A 20,977-nucleotide genomic window follows, 5' to 3' on the forward strand; every position below is an offset into this window, starting at 1 on the left:
CGCGATCAGAACAAATCGATCGGCGCCGCTTCATCCGCTGGCAGCGGGCTGCCCGGCGCATTGCCGTTGCCCAGCTCATTGACCGACGGTGGCGTGTCTTCGGCCTTGAACAGTTCGAAGTAGGCGCCTGGTGTGCCTGGGGTGGCTGCACGGCCGCTGATCGGGTCGACTCGCAGGCTGAGGATGCCTTCCGGCTCTGTCTGCGTATGTGGCGGTTTGTCTTTGAGTGCTGCACCCATGTAACTCATCCAGATCGGCAGCGCGACCGTACCGCCGAACTCGCGTTTGCCCAGGCTTTCCGGCTGATCGAAGCCCGTCCAGACGGTGGTCACGTAATCGGCGTTATAGCCGGAGAACCAGGCGTCCTTGGACTCGTTGGTGGTGCCGGTCTTGCCTGCGATGTCGGAACGGCCCAAGGCCAGTGCGCGGCGGCCGGTGCCGAGTTTGATCACGTCCTCAAGCATGCTGTTGAGGATGAAAGTGGTGCGACTATCGACGATGCGCTCGGCCACTGCTGGCGTTTGCGGCGCTGGTTGTGCTGGTTGTTCTGTCAGTGTTTCGCCCGGGGTTGCGTTGACCGTGATGGCGTTTGCGGCCGGTGCGGCGATGCCGTCGCTGGCTACGTCGACTTTTGGCACGCTCGGCGGATTGGCGACGAACAGCGTGTCGCCATTGCGGCTTTCGATCTTGTCGATGATGTACGGGGTGATTTTGTAGCCGCCGTTGGCGAACGTGCTCCAGCCGGTGGCGATTTCCATTGGCGTCAGGGTCGCGGTGCCCAGGGCCAGGGACAGGTTGCGTGGAAGGTCCTGCTTGTTGAAGCCGAACTTGCTGATGTAGTCGATGGTGCGGTCTATACCCAGCGCTTGCAGCAGGCGGATCGATACCAGGTTGCGCGACTTGTACAGCGCTTCACGCATGCGGATCGGGCCGAGGAAGGTGTTGGTGTCGTTCTTCGGGCGCCAGACCTTGTCCAGATACTCGTCGACGAACACGATCGGTGCGTCATTCACCAGGCTGGCAGCGGTATAGCCGTTATCCAGCGCAGCACTGTAGACGAACGGCTTGAAGCTCGAGCCCGGCTGGCGCTTGGCCTGCATGACGCGGTTGTAGTTGCTCTGTTCGAAGGCGAAGCCGCCGACCAGCGAGCGGATCGCGCCGTTCTGCGGATCCAGGGAAACCAGTGCGCCTTGGGCCTGCGGGATCTGGCTGAATTTCAGCGAATTGTCTGGCTGGCGCTGCACACGAATCAGATCACCGACCTGCGCGACGTCCGAAGGCTGCTTCGGATTGGCGCCCATGCTATTGGTGTTCAGGAACGGACGCGCCCATTTCATGCCATCCCAGGCGACGTGTTCGTCACCGGTACGAGTCATCACTTGCAGGCCGGTCTTGTCGACCTGGGTGACGATTGCGGGCTCAAGGCTGCTGATGGTGCGCTGCTTGGTCAGTTCGGTTGCCCAGGCTTCGCGAGTCTTGCCCGGCAGGCGGGACTCAGGGCCACGATAACCATGACGCTGGTCGTAGGTCATCAAGCCTTCGTGGACTGCCGTGTTGGCCATTTCCTGCAGATTGCTCGGCACCGTCGTTGTGACGCGAAACCCCTCGGTGTACGCGTCGCTGCCATAACGGCCGACCATTTCGGCGCGGGCCATTTCAGCGATGTACGGTGCATTCACTTCCGGAGTCGGCACGTGATAGCTGGCGTTCAGCTGCTCGTTGATCGCCGTGGTGTAGTCGGCTTCGGTGATCTTGCCGAGTTTGTACATCCGGCCGAGGATCCAGTCGCGACGCTCTTTGCTGCGGGCCGGGTTGGCCAACGGGTTGAAGCGCGACGGGGCTTTTGGCAGGCCGGCGATCATCGCCATCTGCGCCAGGCTGACGTCACGTATCGACTTGCCGTAATAGACTTGCGCTGCCGCTTCGATGCCGTAGGCGCGATTACCCAGATAGATCTTGTTGACGTATAACTCAAGGATCTCGTCCTTGGTCAGCTGCCGTTCGATCTGCAGGGCCAGGAGAATTTCGGTGGTTTTGCGCGAGAAACTGCGTTCGCTGGTCAGGAAGAAGTTCTTCGCCACCTGCATGGTGATGGTGCTGCCGCCGGACTGAATGTGTCCGCTTTTTATCAATTGAGTGGCGGCTCGCATCAAGCTGCCGGGATCGACGCCGTAATGGTTGGCGAAATTGTCGTCTTCAGCGCTTAGTAACGCATTAATGAAATTGGGGGGAATGTCGGCGAAACGGATCGGAGTGCGGCGCATTTCGCCAAATTCTGCGATCAACTTGTTGTCGCTGCTGTAGACCCGCAAAGGAATCTGCAACTGGATGCTTCTCAGCGCCTCCACGGACGGCAATCCCGGACTAAGGTAGAGAAATGCGCCGCTAAGACCGAGGAGCAGTCCGCAGAAAACGGCGACGATGGACCAACCGAAAAATTTCAGCAGACGAATCAAGGCTTTTGGACATCCAGGGTAAAGAATGAATGAGGCAGCAGGGTTCAGGCTATAACGGTGAACGACCTGCGCTTGAAGTAAAAAAGCGGAAAAAAATCGCTGGGCATTATAAGCATTTTTCCGTCGAAGGCGTCATTTGCGCTGCTGTCAAGACGGGTGGTTTGAACGCAATGCATATTACAGAGTCCGTAACTCACGGAAAGTCATAGGGAATTGGTAGTGCTAGGACTCTTCAACAAAAAGGCCAATACGCTGCTGGGGATTGATATCAGCTCCACGTCGGTGAAACTTCTGGAGCTGAGCCGCCACGGCGACCGTTATCGGGTCGAGGCCTATGCGGTTGAACCGCTGCCCGCCAGCGCCGTGGTCGAAAAAAATATTGCCGAGCTCGAAGGTGTGGGGCAGGCACTCGTGCGCGTGCTGCTCAAGGCCAGGACCAACCTCAAGAACGTCGCCGTGGCCGTGGCGGGTTCAGCAGTGATCACCAAGACCATTGAAATGGATGCCGGTCTTTCCGACGACGAGATGGAAAACCAGCTGAAGATCGAGGCCGATCAATACATTCCTTACCCGTTGGACGAAGTCGCCATCGATTTCGAGGTCCAGGGCGTGTCGGAACGCAATGCCGAGCGGGTCAACGTGCTGCTGGCAGCTTGCCGCAAGGAAAACGTCGAAGTCCGTGAAGCGGCCCTCGCGCTGGCCGGCCTGACGGCGCGCGTCGTCGACGTCGAGGCTTATGCGCTGGAGCGTTCTTACGGATTGCTCGCGGGTCAACTGGCCGCCTCTCAGGAGCGTCTGACGGTGGCGGTGGTTGATATCGGCGCGACCATGACCACCCTGAGCGTGCTGCACAACGGACGGATCATCTATACCCGCGAACAATTGTTTGGCGGTCGTCAGCTGACGGAGGAGATCCAGCGGCGTTATGGCCTGACGGTTGAGCAGGCCGGGCTGGCGAAGAAGCAGGGAGGTTTGCCGGACGATTACGTCAGCGAGGTGTTGCAACCGTTTCGCGATGCGCTGGTGCAGCAGGTGTCGCGTTCATTGCAGTTTTTCTTCGCCTCCGGTCAATACAACTCGGTTGATCACATCCTGCTGGCCGGCGGTACCGCCTCTGTCCCGGGGCTGGATCGATTGATCGAGCAGCGACTGGGTACGCCGACGCAAGTGGCCAATCCATTTTCCGATATGTCCCTGAGCAGCAAGGTCAACGCCGGTGCCCTGGCCAGCGATGCGCCGGCATTGATGATCGCCTGCGGGCTGGCCCTCAGGAGTTTCGACTGATGGCGCGGATCAATCTTTTACCTTGGCGCGAAGAGCTGCGTGAACAGCGCCGCAAACGTTTTTTGCTGACGCTGGTCGGTGTGCTGGTGGGGTCGGTGGGGGCGATCATGATCGCAAACCAGGCCCTCAATGGCGCCATCGATCGGCAAATCGCCCGTAACGATTACATCGGCAAGCAGATCACCGTGGTCGATGAGCGGATCAAACAGATCAGCGACCTCAAGGCTCGTCGCAAGCAACTGGTCGAACGCATGCGCATCATCCAGGACCTGCAAGGCAACCGTCCGATCAGCGGGCGGATTTTTGATCAGTTGGCGCGTACCTTGCCGGACGGGGTGTATTTCACCGAGGTGAAAATGGCCGGCAAGACCTTGTCCATCGCCGGTGCTGCAGAATCCAACAACCGTGTGTCAGACCTGATGCGCAATCTGGATGCGTCCGACTGGTTCGATGCCCCCAGTCTCACTGAAGTCAAAGCGACTACTGCCGGTCAGTTGGATCAGGCCAATGTCTTTCAGCTAACCGTTCGTCAGACTCAGCCCGCCGCTGTGGAGGGTGGCAAATGAGCCTGTCCGAATGGTTCGAAGGTTTGCGCAAGATCGACATCAACGATCTGGACACCAACAACATCGGTTCCTGGCCACCAGCAATCAAGGCGTTGGCCGGCGTCCTGCTGATGATTCTGCTGCTGGCGCTGGGCTACAGCTTTTCCACGAGCGACCTTCAAAGCCACCTGGAACAAAAGCGCGAAGAAGAGTCGACCCTCAAGGAGCAATTCGCCAATAAGGCCCACATGGCGGCGAATCTGGAGTTGTATACCCAGCAGATGAAGGAAATGGAGAACTCTTTTGGCGTGCTGCTGCGGCAATTGCCCAGTGACACTGAAGTGCCAGGCTTGTTGGAGGACATCACGCGCACTGGCCTGGGCAGTGGCCTGGAGTTCGAAGAGATCAAGCTGTTGCCGGAGGTCACCCAGCAGTTCTACATCGAACTGCCGATCCAGATCATGGTTACCGGCGCCTATCACGACCTGGCCACTTTCGTCAGTGGCGTGGCCGGACTGCCGCGGATTGTTACCTTGCATGACTTCGACCTTGCACCGGCCAACCCCGAAGGTGGGCCAAAGTTGCGCATGAGCATCCTTGCCAAAACCTACCGCTACAACGACAAGGGGCTGCAAAAATGAGCCCGATTCGTTGTTTTTCGATGATTGTGTTGTTCGCCGGCCTGTCCGGTTGTGGCAGTGGCAACGACTTTAGTGACCTGGATGCGTACATGAACGAAATGCGTTTGCGTGCGCCCGGCAAGATTGAACCAACACCGACATTTCGGTCTTACCCAACATTCACCTACAACGCCGCCAACCTGCGAAGCCCGTTTTCCCGGCAGGTCAGAGTCGATCTGGCCGGCCAGAAACACGGCTCGCGCAACGTCAAACCTGACCCGAATCGGGTCAAGCAGTACCTCGAAGGTTTCAACATCGAGCAGTTTGAAATGGTCGGAACGATCGCCAATGCGACCGGCTCCTTTGCGCTGCTGCGCGGGGCGGGCGGGGTACATCGGTTGAAAGTCGGCGATTACCTGGGGCGTAACGATGGGCGCATCGTCGCCATCAGCGGTTCCCAAGTCGATGTGGTCGAAATCGTTCCCGACGGCGAAGGCGCCTGGCTGGAACGACCACGGACCATCCCTTTGAAAGAGCACTCATAGTGGAACTCGAATAATGAACAGGATTTTCTCAACCTTCGGTATTTCGCTATGGATAGCGTTGCTGTCGCCGATGGTACTCGCGGCCAACCTTAAAGCGCTGGATGTTGCGGCGTTGCCGGGGGACCGCGTCGAGTTGAAGTTGTCGTTCGATGGGCCGCCACCGCCGCCCCATGGTTACACCACGGAATCGCCGGCACGGATTGCACTGGATCTGCCGGGCGTCGTCAGTCAGCTAAAAAGCAAAAACCGTGAGCTGGGCGGCGGAAATGCCCGTAGCGCCACGGTGGTGGAAGCCAAGGACCGCACGCGGCTGATCATCAGTCTGACCCAGTTGACTCCGTACAACACACGAGTCGAAGGCAACAATCTGTTCGTGGTGGTCGGGCAAGGCGCCAACAAAACGGCCGCCAGCCCAGCGCCCAAAACGCCGCGCGCCGCGACTGCAACGCCAGCCCCGGCGAAAGCCTACGCGCCGGTGGGCAAGGCCATTCGTGGCGTGGACTTCCAACGCGGCACTCAGGGCGAAGGCAATGTGGTCATCGATCTGTCAGATCCCTCTATCGCCCCGGATATTCAGGAACGCGACGGCAAGATCGTTCTCGGTTTCGCCAGGACCCAATTGCCCGAGCAGCTGCGAGTGCGTCTGGACGTCAAGGATTTCGCCACGCCGGTGCAGTTCGTCAACGCCAGCGCCACGGGCGATCGTGCCACCATCAGCATCGAGCCCAGCGGCGCCTTCGATTACTCGACCTACCAGACCGACAACAAACTGACCGTCAGCATCCGCCCGATGACTGTTGATGACTTGCAGAAACGCAACACCGAACGTTTCGCCTACACCGGTGAAAAGCTCTCGTTGAACTTCCAGGACATCGATGTGCGTTCGGTACTGCAACTGATCGCCGATTTCACCAATCTCAATCTGGTGGCCAGCGACACGGTACAGGGCGGCATCACGCTGCGTTTGCAGAACGTACCGTGGGATCAGGCGCTGGATCTGGTGTTGAAAACCAAGGGGCTGGATAAACGCAAGATCGGTAACGTTTTGCTGGTGGCGCCGGCCGATGAGATCTCGGCTCGCGAGCGTCAGGAGCTGGAGTCCCAGAAGCAAATAGCCGACCTGGCCCCCCTGCGTCGCGAGCTCTTGCAGGTCAACTATGCCAAGGCGGCCGATATCGCCAAGCTGTTCCAGTCGGTAACCAGTGCCGAGGCGAAAGTCGACGAGCGAGGCTCGATCACCGTTGATGAGCGGACCAACAACATCATCGCCTACCAGACCCAGGACCGCCTCGACGAACTACGCCGTATCGTCGCGCAACTGGATATTCCGGTGCGTCAGGTGATGATCGAGGCGCGAATCGTCGAAGCCAACGTCGACTACGACAAAAGCCTCGGCGTGCGCTGGGGTGGATCGATCCAGAACAAGGGCAACTGGAACACCTCAGGTGTCAGCAACGGGGCGGCCGGTTCATCGACCATTGGCACGCCAGGCGGCACCAATACCAACTCGCCGTTCGTCGATCTGGGCACCTCCGGCAACACCTCGGGGCTCGGCATCGCCTTCATCACCGACAATGTACTGCTGGATCTCGAACTGACGGCCATGGAGAAGACCGGTAACGGTGAAATCGTCTCGCAGCCCAAAGTGGTCACATCCGACAAGGAAACCGCGAAAATCCTCAAGGGCACCGAGATTCCCTACCAGGAAGCCAGTTCCAGCGGCGCCACTTCGGTGTCGTTCAAGGAGGCGTCGCTGTCCCTGGAGGTGACACCGCAGATCACTCCGGACAACCGGATTATCATGGAGGTCAAGGTCACCAAGGACGAACCGGACTACCTGAACAAGGTGCAGGATGTACCGCCGATCAAGAAAAACGAGGTCAACGCCAAGGTGCTGGTCAATGACGGCGAGACCATAGTGATTGGTGGGGTTTTCTCAAATACTCAGAGCAAGGTTGTAGATAAGGTGCCATTTCTCGGTGATGTGCCGTATCTTGGCCGCCTTTTCCGGCGTGACGTGGTTTCGGAGAAAAAATCCGAGCTGTTGGTGTTTCTCACACCGCGTATCATGAATAACCAGGCGATTGCTGTGAGTCGTTGATTCTGTGCGAAATTTGATTCTTGTTGGACCGATGGGGGCTGGAAAAAGCACCATCGGCCGGTTGCTGGCCAAAGAGCTGCGCCTGCCGTTCAAAGATTCCGATAAGGAAATTGAATTGCGCACGGGCGCCAATATCCCGTGGATCTTCGATAAGGAAGGCGAACCGGGTTTTCGTGATCGCGAGCAGGCAATGATTGCCGAGCTGTGCGGATGCGATGGTGTGGTGTTGGCGACCGGTGGCGGCGCAGTGATGCGCGAAGCCAATCGTCGGGCGTTGCATGCCGGTGGTCGGGTGGTCTACTTGCATGCGTCTGTCGAGCAGCAGGTCGGTCGCACTTCCCGCGACCGTAACCGACCCCTGTTGCGTACCGCCGATCCGGCGAAGACCCTTCGGGATCTGCTGGCGATCCGCGATCCGCTTTATCGGGAAATCGCCGACCTGGTGGTGGAAACCGATGAGCGGCCGCCGCGAATGGTCGTGCTTGATATTCTCGAACGCTTGCAGCAGCTACCTCCCCGTTAAAGCGAAGCGCGAAATGCGCTATCCTCGGCGTCCTGTCACGGCCGCTCAAGGTTATGGCGGATGGCGTCACACCAGCAGACGCCGTGGATATCCGTTAATTCAAGGCAGGACGCCTGATTCCATCTTCACCGTGGGGACACATGCAGACACTCAAGGTCGATCTAGGCGAACGCAGCTACCCGATTCATATTGGCGAAGGTTTGTTGGATCAGCCCGAGTTGCTGGCTCCGCATGTTCGCGGGCGGCAAGTGGCAATCATCTCCAACGAGACCGTGGCGCCGCTCTATCTCGAACGTTTGACCAAAAGCCTCGCTCAGTTTTCAGTCGTCTCCGTTGTGCTGCCCGACGGCGAGGCCTTCAAGACCTGGGAAACCCTGCAGCTGATTTTCGACGGTCTGCTGACTGCACGACACGACCGCCGTACTACGGTCATCGCCCTCGGTGGCGGTGTGATTGGTGACATGGCCGGTTTTGCTGCCGCCTGCTATCAGCGCGGTGTCGATTTCATCCAGATCCCGACCACACTGCTGTCGCAAGTCGATTCCTCGGTGGGCGGCAAGACCGGGATCAACCATCCGCTGGGTAAGAACATGGTCGGCGCCTTCTATCAGCCGAATGTTGTGCTGATCGATACCGCCACCCTCAACACCTTGCCGGCCCGCGAACTGTCCGCCGGGCTTGCTGAGGTCATCAAGTACGGGCTGATCTGCGACGAGCCGTTCCTGACCTGGCTTGAAGAAAACGTCGATCGCCTGCGCGCACTGGATCAGGTCGCCCTGACCTACGCCATTGAACGCTCCTGCGCGGCCAAGGCTGCGGTGGTCGGTGCCGACGAGCGGGAAACCGGCGTGCGCGCAACGCTCAATCTGGGTCATACCTTCGGCCACGCCATCGAAACCCACATGGGCTATGGTGTCTGGCTACATGGTGAGGCAGTCGCTGCTGGCACCGTAATGGCGTTGGAAATGTCCACGCGTCTGGGCTGGATCAGCGAACAAGAGCGCGATCGCGGCATTCGTCTGTTTCAGCGTGCCGGCCTGCCGGTCATTCCGCCTGAAGAGATGACTGAAGCCGATTTTCTCGAACACATGGCAATTGACAAGAAAGTGATCGACGGTCGTTTACGCCTGGTGCTGCTGCGCCACATGGGCGAAGCGGTGGTGACCGACGATTATCCGAAAGAGGTTCTACAGGCCACGCTGGGAGCGGATTACCGCGCCCTGGCTCAGCTTAAAGGTTAATAAGATCCCGATGACTAGTTTGCACGCCGACGAGGCTTTCCTCGGCCATTACCAGTTAAGTCATGACCCTTTCGCTCCACGGGTGCCTGGCTTCAAATTCTTTCCGGCTCAGCGCAAACCGGTGCTGGGGCAACTGCATCACCTGGCCCGCTACAGCCAGTTGCTGTTGGTGGTCACTGGCCCGCAAGGCAGTGGCAAGACCCTGTTGCGGCAGGCCCTGGTGGCCAGCACCAACAAGCAATCGGTGCAGAGCGTGGTGGTTTCCGCCCGTGGCGCCGGTGATGCGGCCGGCGTGCTGCGTCAGGTGGCTCAGGCGCTGAACGTCGCCCAGGCCGAGATCGGCGCGATTCTGGCTCAAGTGGTGCAACTTGCGCTTACCGGGCAGGAAGTCTATTTGCTGGTGGATGACGCCGAGCAACTCGACGAGTCCGCGCTGGAAGCCTTGCTGGCCCTGGCCGCCGGTGCACCGGAAGGCCGTCCGCACGTGTTCCTGTTCGGTGAGTCGTCGCTGATTGCTCAACTTGAAGCGCTGAGCCTTGAGGAAGAGCGTTTCCACGTCATCGAATTGCAGCCTTACACCGAAGAAGAAACCCGCGAATATCTGGACCAGCGGCTCGAAGGCGCCGGTCGGGGTATCGAACTTTTCACCGCAGATCAGATCTCTGATATTCACGAAAGCTCCGACGGTTGGCCTGGCACCATCAACCAGGTCGCCCGCGATGCAATGATCGAAGCCATGATTGCCAGCCGCTCAGCGGTCAAGCGTCCAAGTATGGGGTTCAACATGCCGAAGAAACACGTATTGGCGATTTCCGCCGTCGTCGTGGTCGCGGTAGTCGCCGCCTGGTTGATGCCAGGTCGCAGCAAAGCACCGACCACCGGCGCACCTGCCAACGAACAGGCACAACTGCCACTGGGTCAGGGTACGCCGCAACCTAATAGCGGTGGCGCGCCTGCCGTCGAATTCGCCGGTAACTCGCAACCGATGCCATTGCCGCTCGTGGGCAACTCGCAGCCGGTCATGCGTGGTCCGCTGGCTGAAGCCGCCGGTGGTATCACCGAAGGCGACGACGGTGTGCCAGTCGAAGGTTCCAGCGCTACGCCGCCGACCGTGACCACGACTGCACCGCCAGCAGGTCTCTCGGCCGGCCCTGCACCGACACCGGCCGCCAAGCCTGCACCAGCACCGACACAAGTCGCGACCGCCAAGCCAGTCCCGGTAGCGCCTGCCGTGAAGCCGGCTCCAGCGCCAGCCAAACCAGCCGCTGCTGCCGCCAAGCCCGCCGAGAAACCAACCACCGTGGCCAAGGCCGCCGGTGGCACTTGGTACGCAGGTCAGGCGTCGGGTAATTACGTGGTGCAGATCCTCGGCACCAGCTCGGAATCAGCCGCGCAAAACTTCGTGAAAGAGCAGGGCGGCGAGTACCGTTATTTCAAGAAAGTGCTCAACGGCAAACCGCTTTACGTCATCACCTACGGCAGCTTCGCCAACCGCGATGCAGCCCTTAGCGCCATCAAGGCCTTGCCAGCGAAGGTGCAGGCTGGTAAACCTTGGCCTCGCACTGTCGCCAGCGTCCAACAGGAACTGGCAACAGCTCGCTGAAGATTCGGCGGCCTTACCCAGGCCGCCTCTCCCGGCACCTCAAAATTTCTACAAGTGCATGCCGCCTCTACAGGCCGCGTGCCTTGTGGTGTCTGCGTCACAGTAGTCTTTGAGTCGTTGCGGTCAAAATTAAAAAAGTTTTGACTAGCACAGCGTATCGCTTTAAACCTTTCACAAATGCGACATAGATTTACGACATTTCGTCGTCGAATTTGTGAGCCTCCGTGTCGGTGTGTACAATGACCTCCCTTTTGCCTCCGCAAAGCTGGCGTACGTTCGGCGCGGATGGCAAGTGGTTGAATTGAAAAGAAATTTGCCTCGATAAGAGGCAGCCTGGTGAGAAAGTGTCTATGAAAGCAGGTCTGTACCAACCAGATGAATTCAAGGATAACTGCGGTTTCGGCCTGATAGCCCATATGCAGGGCGAGCCCAGCCATACCCTTTTGCAAACGGCCATCGAGGCCCTGACCTGCATGACCCACCGCGGTGGGATCAACGCCGACGGCAAAACCGGTGACGGTTGCGGTCTGCTGATTCAAAAGCCGGATGTGTTCCTGCGAGCCATCGCCCAGGAAACCTTCGGCGTCGAACTGCCCAAGCAATATGCAGTGGGCATGGTCTTCTTCAACCAGGACCCGGTCAAAGCCGAAGCCGCTCGCGAGAACATGAACCGCGAGATCCTCGCTGCTGGCCTGACCCTCGTCGGCTGGCGCAAAGTGCCGATCGACACCAGCGTCCTCGGCCGCCTGGCCCTTGAGCGCCTGCCGCAGATCGAGCAAGTGTACATCGGCGGTGAAGGCCTGAGCGATCAGGACATGGCCGTCAAGCTGTTCACCTCCCGTCGTCGCTCGTCCGTGGCCAACGCCGCCGACGCCGATCACTACGTCTGCAGCTTTTCGCACAAGACCATCATTTATAAAGGCCTGATGATGCCGGCGGATTTGACCGCCTTCTATCCAGACCTCAGCGACCAGCGCCTGCAAACTTCGATTTGCGTGTTCCACCAGCGCTTTTCGACCAACACCCTGCCGAAATGGCCGCTGGCTCAGCCGTTCCGCTTCCTCGCCCACAACGGCGAAATCAACACCATCACCGGTAACCGCAACTGGGCCGTGGCCCGTCGGACCAAGTTCACCAACGATTTGATGGACCTGGAAGAACTCGGCCCGCTGGTCAACCGTGTCGGTTCCGACTCCTCCAGCATGGACAACATGCTCGAGTTGATGGTCACCGGTGGTATCGACCTGTTCCGTGGCGTGCGGATGATCATTCCGCCTGCGTGGCAGAACGTCGAAACCATGGACCCGGACCTGCGTGCGTTCTACGAATACAACTCGATGCACATGGAACCGTGGGACGGCCCGGCCGGCGTGGTAATGACCGACGGTCGCTACGCGGTGTGCCTGCTCGACCGTAACGGTCTGCGTCCGGCGCGTTGGGTCACCACCACGAACGGTTTCATCACCCTGGCCTCGGAAATCGGTGTCTGGAACTACCAGCCTGAAGACGTGATCGCCAAGGGCCGCGTTGGCCCGGGTCAGATCTTTGCCGTGGACACCGAAACCGGTCAGATCCTCGATACCGACGCCATCGATAACCGCTTGAAGTCGCGTCATCCGTACAAGCAATGGCTGCGCAAGAATGCCCTGCGCATCCAGGCGACCATGGAAGACAACGACCACGGTTCGGCGTTCTACGACGTTGACCAACTCAAGCAGTACATGAAGATGTACCAGGTCACTTTCGAAGAACGTGATCAAGTGCTGCGTCCGCTCGGCGAGCAAGGCTACGAAGCCGTCGGCTCGATGGGCGACGATACGCCGATGGCCGTGCTGTCCCAGCGCGTGCGCACGCCGTACGACTATTTCCGCCAGCAGTTCGCGCAGGTTACCAACCCGCCGATCGACCCGCTGCGTGAAGCCATCGTCATGTCGCTGGAGATCTGCCTCGGTGCCGAGCGCAACATCTTCCAGGAGTCGCCGGAACACGCCTCGCGTGTGATCCTCAGCTCGCCGGTCATTTCGCCGGCCAAGTGGCGCTCGCTGATGAACCTCGACCGTCCGGGCTTCGAGCGCGCGATCATCGACCTCAACTACGACGAAAGCGTCGGCCTCGAAGCGGCCATCCGCAACGTTGCCGATCAGGCTGAAGAAGCCGTGCGCTCCGGCCGTACCCAGGTCGTGCTGAGTGACCGTCACATTGCCCCGGGCAAGTTGCCGATCCATGCTTCCCTGGCCACCGGCGCGGTGCACCATCGCCTGACCGAAAAAGGCCTGCGTTGCGACTCCAACATCCTCGTGGAAACCGCCACTGCTCGCGATCCGCACCACTTCGCCGTGTTGATCGGTTTCGGCGCCTCGGCGGTCTATCCGTTCCTGGCCTACGAAGTGCTGGGCGACCTGATCCGTACCGGTGAAGTCCTGGGCGACCTCTACGAGGTGTTCAAAAACTACCGCAAAGGCATCACCAAAGGTCTGCTGAAGATCCTGTCGAAGATGGGCATCTCGACCATCACGTCGTACCGCGGTGCGCAGCTGTTTGAAGCCATTGGCCTGTCCGAAGAAGTCTGCGACCTGAGCTTCCGTGGCGTACCGAGCCGCATCAAAGGTGCGCGTTTCGTCGACATCGAAGCCGAGCAGAAAGCCCTGGCCGCCGAAGCCTGGAGCCCGCGCAAGCCAATCCAGCAGGGCGGTTTGTTGAAGTTCGTCCACGGTGGCGAATATCACGCGTACAACCCGGACGTCGTCAGCACCTTGCAAGCCGCTGTGCAGCAGGGCGACTACAGCAAGTTCAAGGAATACACGGCGCTGGTGGACAACCGTCCGGTGTCGATGATTCGCGATATGTTCAAGGTCAAAACCCTGGACACGCCGCTGGACATCAGCGAGATCGAACCGCTGGAATCGGTGCTCAAGCGCTTTGACTCCGCGGGCATCTCCCTCGGCGCCTTGTCGCCGGAAGCTCACGAAGCCCTCGCCGAAGCGATGAACCGCCTCGGTGCGCGTTCCAACTCCGGCGAAGGCGGCGAAGACCCGGCGCGTTACGGCACCATCAAGAGCTCGAAAATCAAACAGGTTGCGACTGGCCGTTTCGGTGTGACCCCGGAATACCTGGTCAACGCTGAAGTGCTGCAGATCAAAGTCGCTCAGGGCGCCAAGCCCGGCGAAGGGGGTCAGCTGCCAGGCGGCAAGGTCAACGGTCTGATCGCCAAGCTGCGTTATGCAGTGCCGGGCGTGACCCTGATCTCGCCTCCACCGCACCACGACATCTATTCGATCGAAGACTTGTCGCAGCTGATTTTCGACCTGAAACAAGTCAACCCGAAGGCCCTGGTCTCGGTGAAGCTGGTGGCAGAAGCGGGCGTCGGCACCATCGCTGCCGGTGTGGCCAAGGCCTACGCGGACTTGATCACCATCTCCGGCTACGACGGTGGCACCGGTGCATCGCCGCTGACCTCGATCAAATACGCGGGTGCTCCGTGGGAACTCGGCCTGGCCGAAACCCATCAGACCCTGCGCGGCAACGACCTGCGCGGCAAGGTCCGGGTACAGACCGACGGCGGCCTGAAAACCGGCCTCGACGTGATCAAGGCAGCCATCCTCGGCGCTGAAAGCTTCGGCTTCGGCACCGCGCCAATGATCGCGTTGGGCTGCAAATACCTGCGCATCTGCCACCTGAACAACTGCGCCACCGGCGTCGCGACTCAGAACGAGAAGCTGCGCAAGGATCACTACATCGGGACCGTCGACATGGTGGTGAATTTCTTCACCTACGTCGCCGAAGAAACCCGTGAGTGGCTGGCCAAGCTGGGCGTGCGCTCTCTTGAGGAGCTGATCGGTCGTACCGATCTGCTGGACATCCTCGAAGGCCAGACCGCCAAGCAACAACACCTGGACCTGACCCCGTTGCTGGGCAGCGATCACATCCCGGCAGACAAACCACAGTTCTGCCAGGTTGAGCGCAACCCGCCATTCGACAAAGGCCTGCTGGCCGAGAAAATGGTCGACATGGCCACCTCGGCCATCAACGACATGAGCGGCGCCGACTTCGCGCTGGATATCTGCAACTGCGACCGTTCGATCGGCGCGCGGATCTCCGGTGAAATCGCTCGCAAGCATGGCAACCAAGGCATGGCGAATGCGCCGATCACCTTCCGCTTCAAAGGGACGGCCGGTCAGAGCTTCGGTGTGTGGAACGCTGGCGGCCTGAACATGTACCTGGAAGGCGACGCCAACGACTACGTCGGCAAAGGCATGACCGGTGGCAAGCTGGTCATCGTTCCGCCCAAGGGCAGCGTCTACAAGACTCAGGACAGTGCCATCATCGGCAACACCTGCCTGTACGGCGCCACTGGCGGCAAGTTGTTCGCCGCCGGTACCGCGGGCGAGCGTTTCGCGGTGCGTAACTCTGGTGCTCACACCGTGGTGGAAGGCACGGGCGATCACTGCTGCGAATACATGACCGGTGGTTTCGTCTGCGTGCTGGGCAAGACCGGTTACAACTTTGGTTCAGGCATGACCGGCGGTTTCGCCTACGTGCTCGACCAGGACAACACCTTCGTTGACCGGGTCAACCACGAACTGGTGGAAATCCAGCGGATCAGCGGCGAAGCGATGGAAGCCTATCGCAGCCACCTGCAACGCGTGCTGGACGAATACGTCGCGGAAACCGACAGCGAATGGGGTCGTAACCTCGCTGAAAACCTCGATGACTATCTGCGTCGTTTCTGGCTGGTCAAGCCCAAGGCTGCCAACCTGAAATCGTTGCTTTCCAGCACCCGTGCCAACCCGCAGTGATATGCGCCTGAAGAGTTTGATGAGGTTTTAACAATGGCTGAACGTCTGAATAATGACTTCCAGTTCATCGACGTCGGGCGCAAAGATCCGAAGAAGAAACTGTTGCGTCAACGCAAGAAAGAGTTCGTGGAAATCTACGAACCGTTCAAACCCCAGCAGTCGGCCGACCAGGCCCACCGCTGCCTGGGTTGCGGTAACCCGTATTGCGAATGGAAGTGCCCGGTGCACAACTTCATTCCGAACTGGCTGAAGCTGGTGGCCGAGGGCAACATCCTTCAGGCCGCCGAGCTGTCGCACCAGACCAACACCCTGCCGGAAGTGTGCGGCCGGGTGTGCCCGCAGGATCGTCTGTGCGAGGGTGCCTGTACCCTCAACGACGGCTTCGGCGCGGTGACCATTGGTTCGGTCGAGAAGTACATCACCGACACCGCGTTCGCCATGGGCTGGCGTCCGGACATGTCCAAGGTCATACCGACCGGCAAGCGTGTCGCGGTAATCGGCGCAGGTCCTGCGGGCCTGGGCTGTGCCGACGTGCTGGTACGTGGCGGCGTGACTCCGGTGGTGTTTGACAAGAACCCGGAAATCGGTGGTCTGCTGACCTTCGGCATCCCCGAGTTCAAGCTGGAAAAGACCGTGCTGAGCAATCGCCGCGAAGTCTTCACCGGCATGGGCATCGAGTTCCGCCTGAACACCGAAGTGGGCAAGGACGTGACCATCGAGCAACTGCTCGAAGAATACGATGCCGTGTTCATGGGCATGGGCACCTACACCTACATGAAGGGCGGCTTTGCCGGCGAGGACCTGCCGGGCGTGCATGATGCGCTCGACTTCCTGATCGCCAACGTCAACCGCAACCTGGGCTTTGAAAAGTCGCCGGAAGATTTCGTCGACATGAAAGGCAAGAAGATCGTGGTGCTGGGTGGCGGCGACACGGCGATGGACTGCAACCGTACGTCGATTCGCCAGGGCGCCAAGTCGGTGACCTGTGCGTATCGTCGTGACGAAGCGAACATGCCCGGCTCGCGCAAAGAGGTGAAGAACGCCAAGGAAGAAGGCGTGAAATTCCTCTACAACCGCCAGCCAATTGCGATTGTTGGTGAAGACCGCGTCGAAGGCGTGAAAGTGGTCGAGACCCGTCTCGGCGAACCGGACGCCCGTGGCCGTCGCAGCCCCGAGCCGATCCCGGGTTCCGAAGAGATCATCCCGGCTGATGCCGTGGTCATCGCCTTCGGTTTCCGTCCAAGCCCTGCGTCGTGGTTCGAACAACACAGTATCCAGACCGACAGCCAGGGCCGCGTCGTGGCCCCGGAGCAAGGTCAGTACAAGCACCAGACCAGCAACCCGAAAATCTTCGCCGGTGGCGATATGGTTCGCGGTTCTGACCTGGTGGTAACGGCGATCTTCGAAGGCCGTAATGCGGCTGAAGGGATCCTGGATTACCTGGGCGTCTAACCAAACGACACAAAACCCTGTGGGAGCGAGCCTGCTCGCGATAGCGGTAGATCAGTCAACAGAAGTGTTGAATGTGAAGCCCTCATCGCGAGCAGGCTCGCTCCCACATTGGTTTCTGGTTGTCCGGAAGACTGCATTCCACCGCGACAAATTGACCCGATAGACAAAAGGCTGACCTGCAGCCGTGCCTTTTGCGTCGCGCTCTGAGAAAATGCCCACACTTTTTTTCCGGATGCCGACATGACTGCCCTGAAGAACGACCGTTTCCTTCGCGCCCTGCTCAAGCAACCCGTAGACGTCACGCCTGTCTGGATGATGCGTCAGGCCGGCCGCTACCTGCCTGAATACCGCGCCAGCCGTGCCAAGGCCGGCGACTTCATGAGCCTGTGCATGAACCCGGAGTTCGCTTGCGAAGTCACGATGCAGCCGCTCGACCGCTACCCACAACTGGACGCGGCGATCCTGTTCTCCGACATCCTGACCATCCCCGATGCCATGGGCCAAGGCCTGTACTTCGAAACCGGTGAAGGTCCGCGCTTCAAAAAAGTCATCAGCACGATGGCTGATATCGAAGCACTGCCGATTCCTGATCCGCACAAAGACCTCGGCTACGTCATGGACGCGGTCAGCACCATCCGCCGCGAACTGAACGGCCGCGTGCCGCTGATCGGCTTCGCCGGCAGCCCATGGACCCTGGCCACCTACATGGTCGAAGGCGGCTCGTCGAAAGACTACCGCAAGACCAAAACCATGCTCTACGACAACCCGCAAGCCTTGCACCTGCTGCTGGACAAGCTCGCGCAGACGGTCACCAGCTACCTCAACGGCCAGATCATGGCCGGGGCGCAAGCGGTGCAGATCTTCGATAGTTGGGGCGGTAGCCTTTCGGCGGCGGCGTACCAGGAATTCTCCCTGGCCTACATGCGCAAAATCGTCAGCGGCCTGATCCGCGAGCACGAGGGCCGCAAAGTGCCGGTCATCCTGTTCACCAAGAACGGCGGCCTGTGGCTGGAAAGCATCGCCGATGTTGGCGCTGATGCGCTCGGCCTGGACTGGACTTGCGACATTGGCAGCGCCCGTGATCGCGTCGGCAGCAAAGTCGCCCTGCAAGGCAACATGGACCCGACCGTGCTCTACGCCAAGCCAGAAGCCATCCGCACCGAAGTCGGTCGAATCCTCGCCAGCTATGGCAAGGGCAGCGGCCACGTGTTCAACCTCGGCCATGGCATCACGCCTGAAGTCGACCCGGAACACGCGGGCGCCTTCCTGCGCGCGGTGCATGAACTGTCGGCGCAGTATCACGAGTGATCGTGACGGTCTGATAAACACCCGGCTTTAATGTGGGAGCGAGCTTGCTCGCGATGAGGCCATAACATTCAACATTTAAGTTGGCTGTTATGCCGCCATCGCGAGCAGGCTCGCTCCCACAGTTGTTTATGGTTGACTGCATATTTGTGTTTAAACCTTTACACCGCCGAGCGGCGGCAGCTTCGCCAGTTTCAACGCCACCAGCAGCGCAATCACCAGCAACCCGCCAATGAACAGCCCGATCCCGTTCCACCCGCCCATGTGCCAGAACACACCGCCCGCCGTACCGGCAATACTCGACCCGGCGTAGTAGCTGAACAGATAAAGCGACGACGCCTGCCCCTTGGCTTTGATCGCCCGGCGCCCAATCCAGCTGCTCGCCACCGAATGCGCGCCAAAGAAACCGAAGGTAAAAATCAACATGCCGATGATCACCAGCGGCAGTGACGTAAACATCGTCAGCGCCAGGCCCGCGAGCATCAAAACAATTGTTGCCCACAACACTTTGCGCCGGCCCAGTTTGTCGGCCAGCGAACCGATTTTCGCCGAGCTATAAATCCCCGACAGGTACACCACCGACAGCAGCCCGACGAAGGCCTGATCCATGTGGTACGGCTCGGCCAGCAAGCGATAGCCGATGTAGTTGAACAGCGTGACGAATGCGCCCATCAGCACGAACGCTTCGACAAACAGCAGCGGCAGGCCGGCATCGCGAAAGTGCATGGCGAAGCCGTCAATCAAGCTGCGCGGGTGCAGCGAGCGAGCGCGGAAGTTGCGTGATTCGGGGAGAATTTTCCAGAACACCGTCGCCGCAATGAGTGCCAGGCCGCCAATCACCAGCATCGCCGTGTGCCAGCTGACAAAGTCGATCAGCACGCCGGTGATCAAGCGTCCGCTCATCCCGCCAATCGCGTTCCCGCCGATGTACAAGCCCATTGCCAGGCCGATGTGCTGCGGGTGGATCTCTTCGCTCAGGTAAGTCATGGCAACCGCCGCCAGGCCGCTTAACGACAACCCGATCAATGCGCGCATCACCAATACGCCTTGCCAGCTCGGCATCATCGCGCTGGCCATGGTGCACAGTGCCGCGGCAAACAACGCCGCGACCATCACCGGTTTACGTCCGACACGGTCGGAGATCGGGCCAGTGATCAGCAGGCCAATGGCGAGCATGCCGGTGGCCACCGACAGGATCAGGCTGCTTTGCGCCGCATTGATGGAGTATTCGTGGGACAGCAGCGGCATCATCGGCTGCACGCAGTAGAGCAGGGCAAAGGTCGCGAAACCGCCGGAGAACAGCGCCAGCACTGTGCGCATGAACATCGGCGTGCCTTTTTCGATGTAGATCTCTGCAAGTTCGGCGACGACATCGTCGAGCGGAGCCGGTGGAACTTCATGGGCAAGTGGAACAACAGCAGTTTTCACTTCAGACCTCGGGGAACGCAGCCGGTCAGGCAATGTAAAAAAGCATATAGCTGGCTAATGATTCAATCCAATATATTGTTCGACCTGTTTGAGAGGTTTTACGGCCTAATGGAGTTTTCATGGAATTGCGTCACCTGCGCTACTTCATTGCCGTCGCCGAAGAACTGCACTTCGGCCGCGCCGCTCAGGTGCTGGGCATCTCGCAACCACCGTTGAGCCAGCAGATTCAGGCGCTGGAACAGGAGGTCGGGGCGCGGTTGTTCGAGCGGACCAATCGTCGGGTCGAGCTGAGTGAAGCCGGTCGGTTGTTTCTGGAAGAGGCGCGGCTGGTGCTGGCGCAGGTCGACAAAGCGGCGGATGTGGCGCGACGGGCGCAGTTGGGTGAGTTGGGCGAACTGAAGATTGGCTTCACCTCGTCGGCACCGTTCAACTCGACGATCCCTCAGGCGATTTTTTCGTTTCGCCAGCGATTTCCGGCAGTGCACTTGAATCTGCGGGAGATGAGCAGTACTCAAGTGGCCGATGCGCTAGTGGATGAATCGATCGAGGTCGGCATCATGCGGCCGTTGGGATTGCCGGATTCACTCAGCGTGGTGGAACTGATGCGTGAGCCGCTGGTGGCCGTGCTCAGTTCCAAGCATCCGCTGGTGGCCGGCAGCGAGGAAGGGTTGTTTCTGTCAGCCTTGGCCCTCGAACCCTTCGTATTTTTCCCACGCAGTTATGGCAGTGGTCTGTACGCGCAGTTGCTCAGCCTGGCCCGGGATGCCGGTTTCAGCCCGCACTTTGCCCAAGAGGCCGGCGAGGCGATGACCATCATCGGGTTGGTGGCAGCAGGGCTCGGCGTATCCGTGCTGCCGGCGTCTTATCAGCGTATGCGCATCGATGGTGTGGTCTATCGCCCTCTGCTCGATCCAGCGGCGGTGTCGGCGGTATGGCTGGTGCAGCGCAAGGATCAGAAATCGCCGATGGCCAAGGCGTTTGTTGAGTTGTTGACGCGCAAGGTTGAGCCGCTGAAGGCGTGACTGCTGCGCAGTCATTCGCGAGCAGGCTCGCTCCCACAGGGTTCTTCGGGATGACG

Annotated in this window: 14 protein-coding genes; 12 read left to right on the forward strand and 2 right to left on the reverse strand. The window is 59.7% G+C overall.

Annotation, left to right across the window (positions count from 1 at the left end):
• Window positions 1-5: 5 nt before the first annotated feature.
• Complete coding sequence (locus FQ185_RS06605) at window positions 6-2,453, reverse strand: penicillin-binding protein 1A (protein WP_371926598.1); 2,448 nt, start codon at window positions 2,451-2,453, stop codon at window positions 6-8.
• A 222-nt stretch (window positions 2,454-2,675) separates the two neighbouring features.
• Between FQ185_RS06605 and FQ185_RS06610 the strand changes: the two genes are divergently transcribed.
• The 11 genes from FQ185_RS06610 to hemE all read left to right on the forward strand — a co-directional run bounded on the left by FQ185_RS06610 (window position 2,676) and on the right by hemE (window position 18,474).
• A complete protein-coding gene (locus FQ185_RS06610) occupies window positions 2,676-3,740 on the forward strand; it encodes a pilus assembly protein PilM (RefSeq protein WP_149416804.1) in 1,065 nt (354 codons plus the stop codon).
• Complete coding sequence (locus FQ185_RS06615) at window positions 3,740-4,306, forward strand: PilN domain-containing protein (RefSeq protein ID WP_149416805.1); 567 nt, start codon at window positions 3,740-3,742, stop codon at window positions 4,304-4,306. Before FQ185_RS06610 ends, FQ185_RS06615 begins: the two co-directional genes overlap by 1 nt.
• Window positions 4,303-4,926 carry a type 4a pilus biogenesis protein PilO gene (pilO, locus tag FQ185_RS06620; RefSeq protein ID WP_149416806.1) on the forward strand — a complete coding sequence of 208 codons (624 nt, stop codon included), beginning with the start codon at window positions 4,303-4,305 and terminating at the stop codon, window positions 4,924-4,926. Before FQ185_RS06615 ends, pilO begins: the two co-directional genes overlap by 4 nt.
• Window positions 4,923-5,450, forward strand: a complete 528-nt coding sequence (locus FQ185_RS06625) for a pilus assembly protein PilP (RefSeq protein WP_149416807.1) — start codon at window positions 4,923-4,925, stop codon at window positions 5,448-5,450. Before pilO ends, FQ185_RS06625 begins: the two co-directional genes overlap by 4 nt.
• Before the next feature lie 13 nt (window positions 5,451-5,463).
• Entirely contained in the window at window positions 5,464-7,551 is a 2,088-nt protein-coding gene (pilQ, locus tag FQ185_RS06630; protein ID WP_149416808.1) for a type IV pilus secretin PilQ family protein, read from the forward strand.
• 4 nt (window positions 7,552-7,555) lie between these two features.
• A complete protein-coding gene (aroK, locus tag FQ185_RS06635; protein ID WP_010464421.1) occupies window positions 7,556-8,074 on the forward strand; it encodes a shikimate kinase AroK in 519 nt (172 codons plus the stop codon).
• A gap of 140 nt (window positions 8,075-8,214) precedes the next feature.
• Window positions 8,215-9,315, forward strand: coding sequence for a 3-dehydroquinate synthase (aroB, locus tag FQ185_RS06640; protein WP_149416809.1), 1,101 nt, complete (start codon window positions 8,215-8,217; stop codon window positions 9,313-9,315).
• 10 nt (window positions 9,316-9,325) lie between these two features.
• Window positions 9,326-10,918, forward strand: a complete 1,593-nt coding sequence (locus FQ185_RS06645; protein ID WP_149416810.1) for an AAA family ATPase — start codon at window positions 9,326-9,328, stop codon at window positions 10,916-10,918.
• A gap of 350 nt (window positions 10,919-11,268) precedes the next feature.
• Window positions 11,269-15,714: a glutamate synthase large subunit gene (gene gltB / locus FQ185_RS06655; RefSeq protein ID WP_149416811.1), complete on the forward strand. Its 4,446-nt coding sequence runs from the start codon at window positions 11,269-11,271 to the stop codon at window positions 15,712-15,714.
• A gap of 33 nt (window positions 15,715-15,747) precedes the next feature.
• Entirely contained in the window at window positions 15,748-17,166 is a 1,419-nt protein-coding gene (locus FQ185_RS06660; protein WP_149416812.1) for an FAD-dependent oxidoreductase, read from the forward strand.
• A gap of 240 nt (window positions 17,167-17,406) precedes the next feature.
• Entirely contained in the window at window positions 17,407-18,474 is a 1,068-nt protein-coding gene (gene hemE, locus FQ185_RS06665) for a uroporphyrinogen decarboxylase (RefSeq protein WP_149416813.1), read from the forward strand.
• A gap of 150 nt (window positions 18,475-18,624) precedes the next feature.
• On the opposite strand, the gene FQ185_RS06675 is transcribed toward hemE, so the two are convergent.
• The gene (locus FQ185_RS06675) at window positions 18,625-19,899 is read right to left on the reverse strand and encodes an MFS transporter (RefSeq protein WP_149416815.1); all 1,275 of its coding nucleotides are present in this window, start codon (window positions 19,897-19,899) and stop codon (window positions 18,625-18,627) included.
• 119 nt (window positions 19,900-20,018) lie between these two features.
• On the opposite strand from FQ185_RS06675, the gene FQ185_RS06680 reads away from it, so the two are divergent.
• The gene (locus FQ185_RS06680; RefSeq protein ID WP_149416816.1) at window positions 20,019-20,921 is read left to right on the forward strand and encodes a LysR family transcriptional regulator; all 903 of its coding nucleotides are present in this window, start codon (window positions 20,019-20,021) and stop codon (window positions 20,919-20,921) included.
• Window positions 20,922-20,977 lie beyond the last annotated feature (56 nt).

Source organism: Pseudomonas sp. ANT_H12B, assembly GCF_008369325.1.
Taxonomy (GTDB): domain Bacteria; phylum Pseudomonadota; class Gammaproteobacteria; order Pseudomonadales; family Pseudomonadaceae; genus Aquipseudomonas.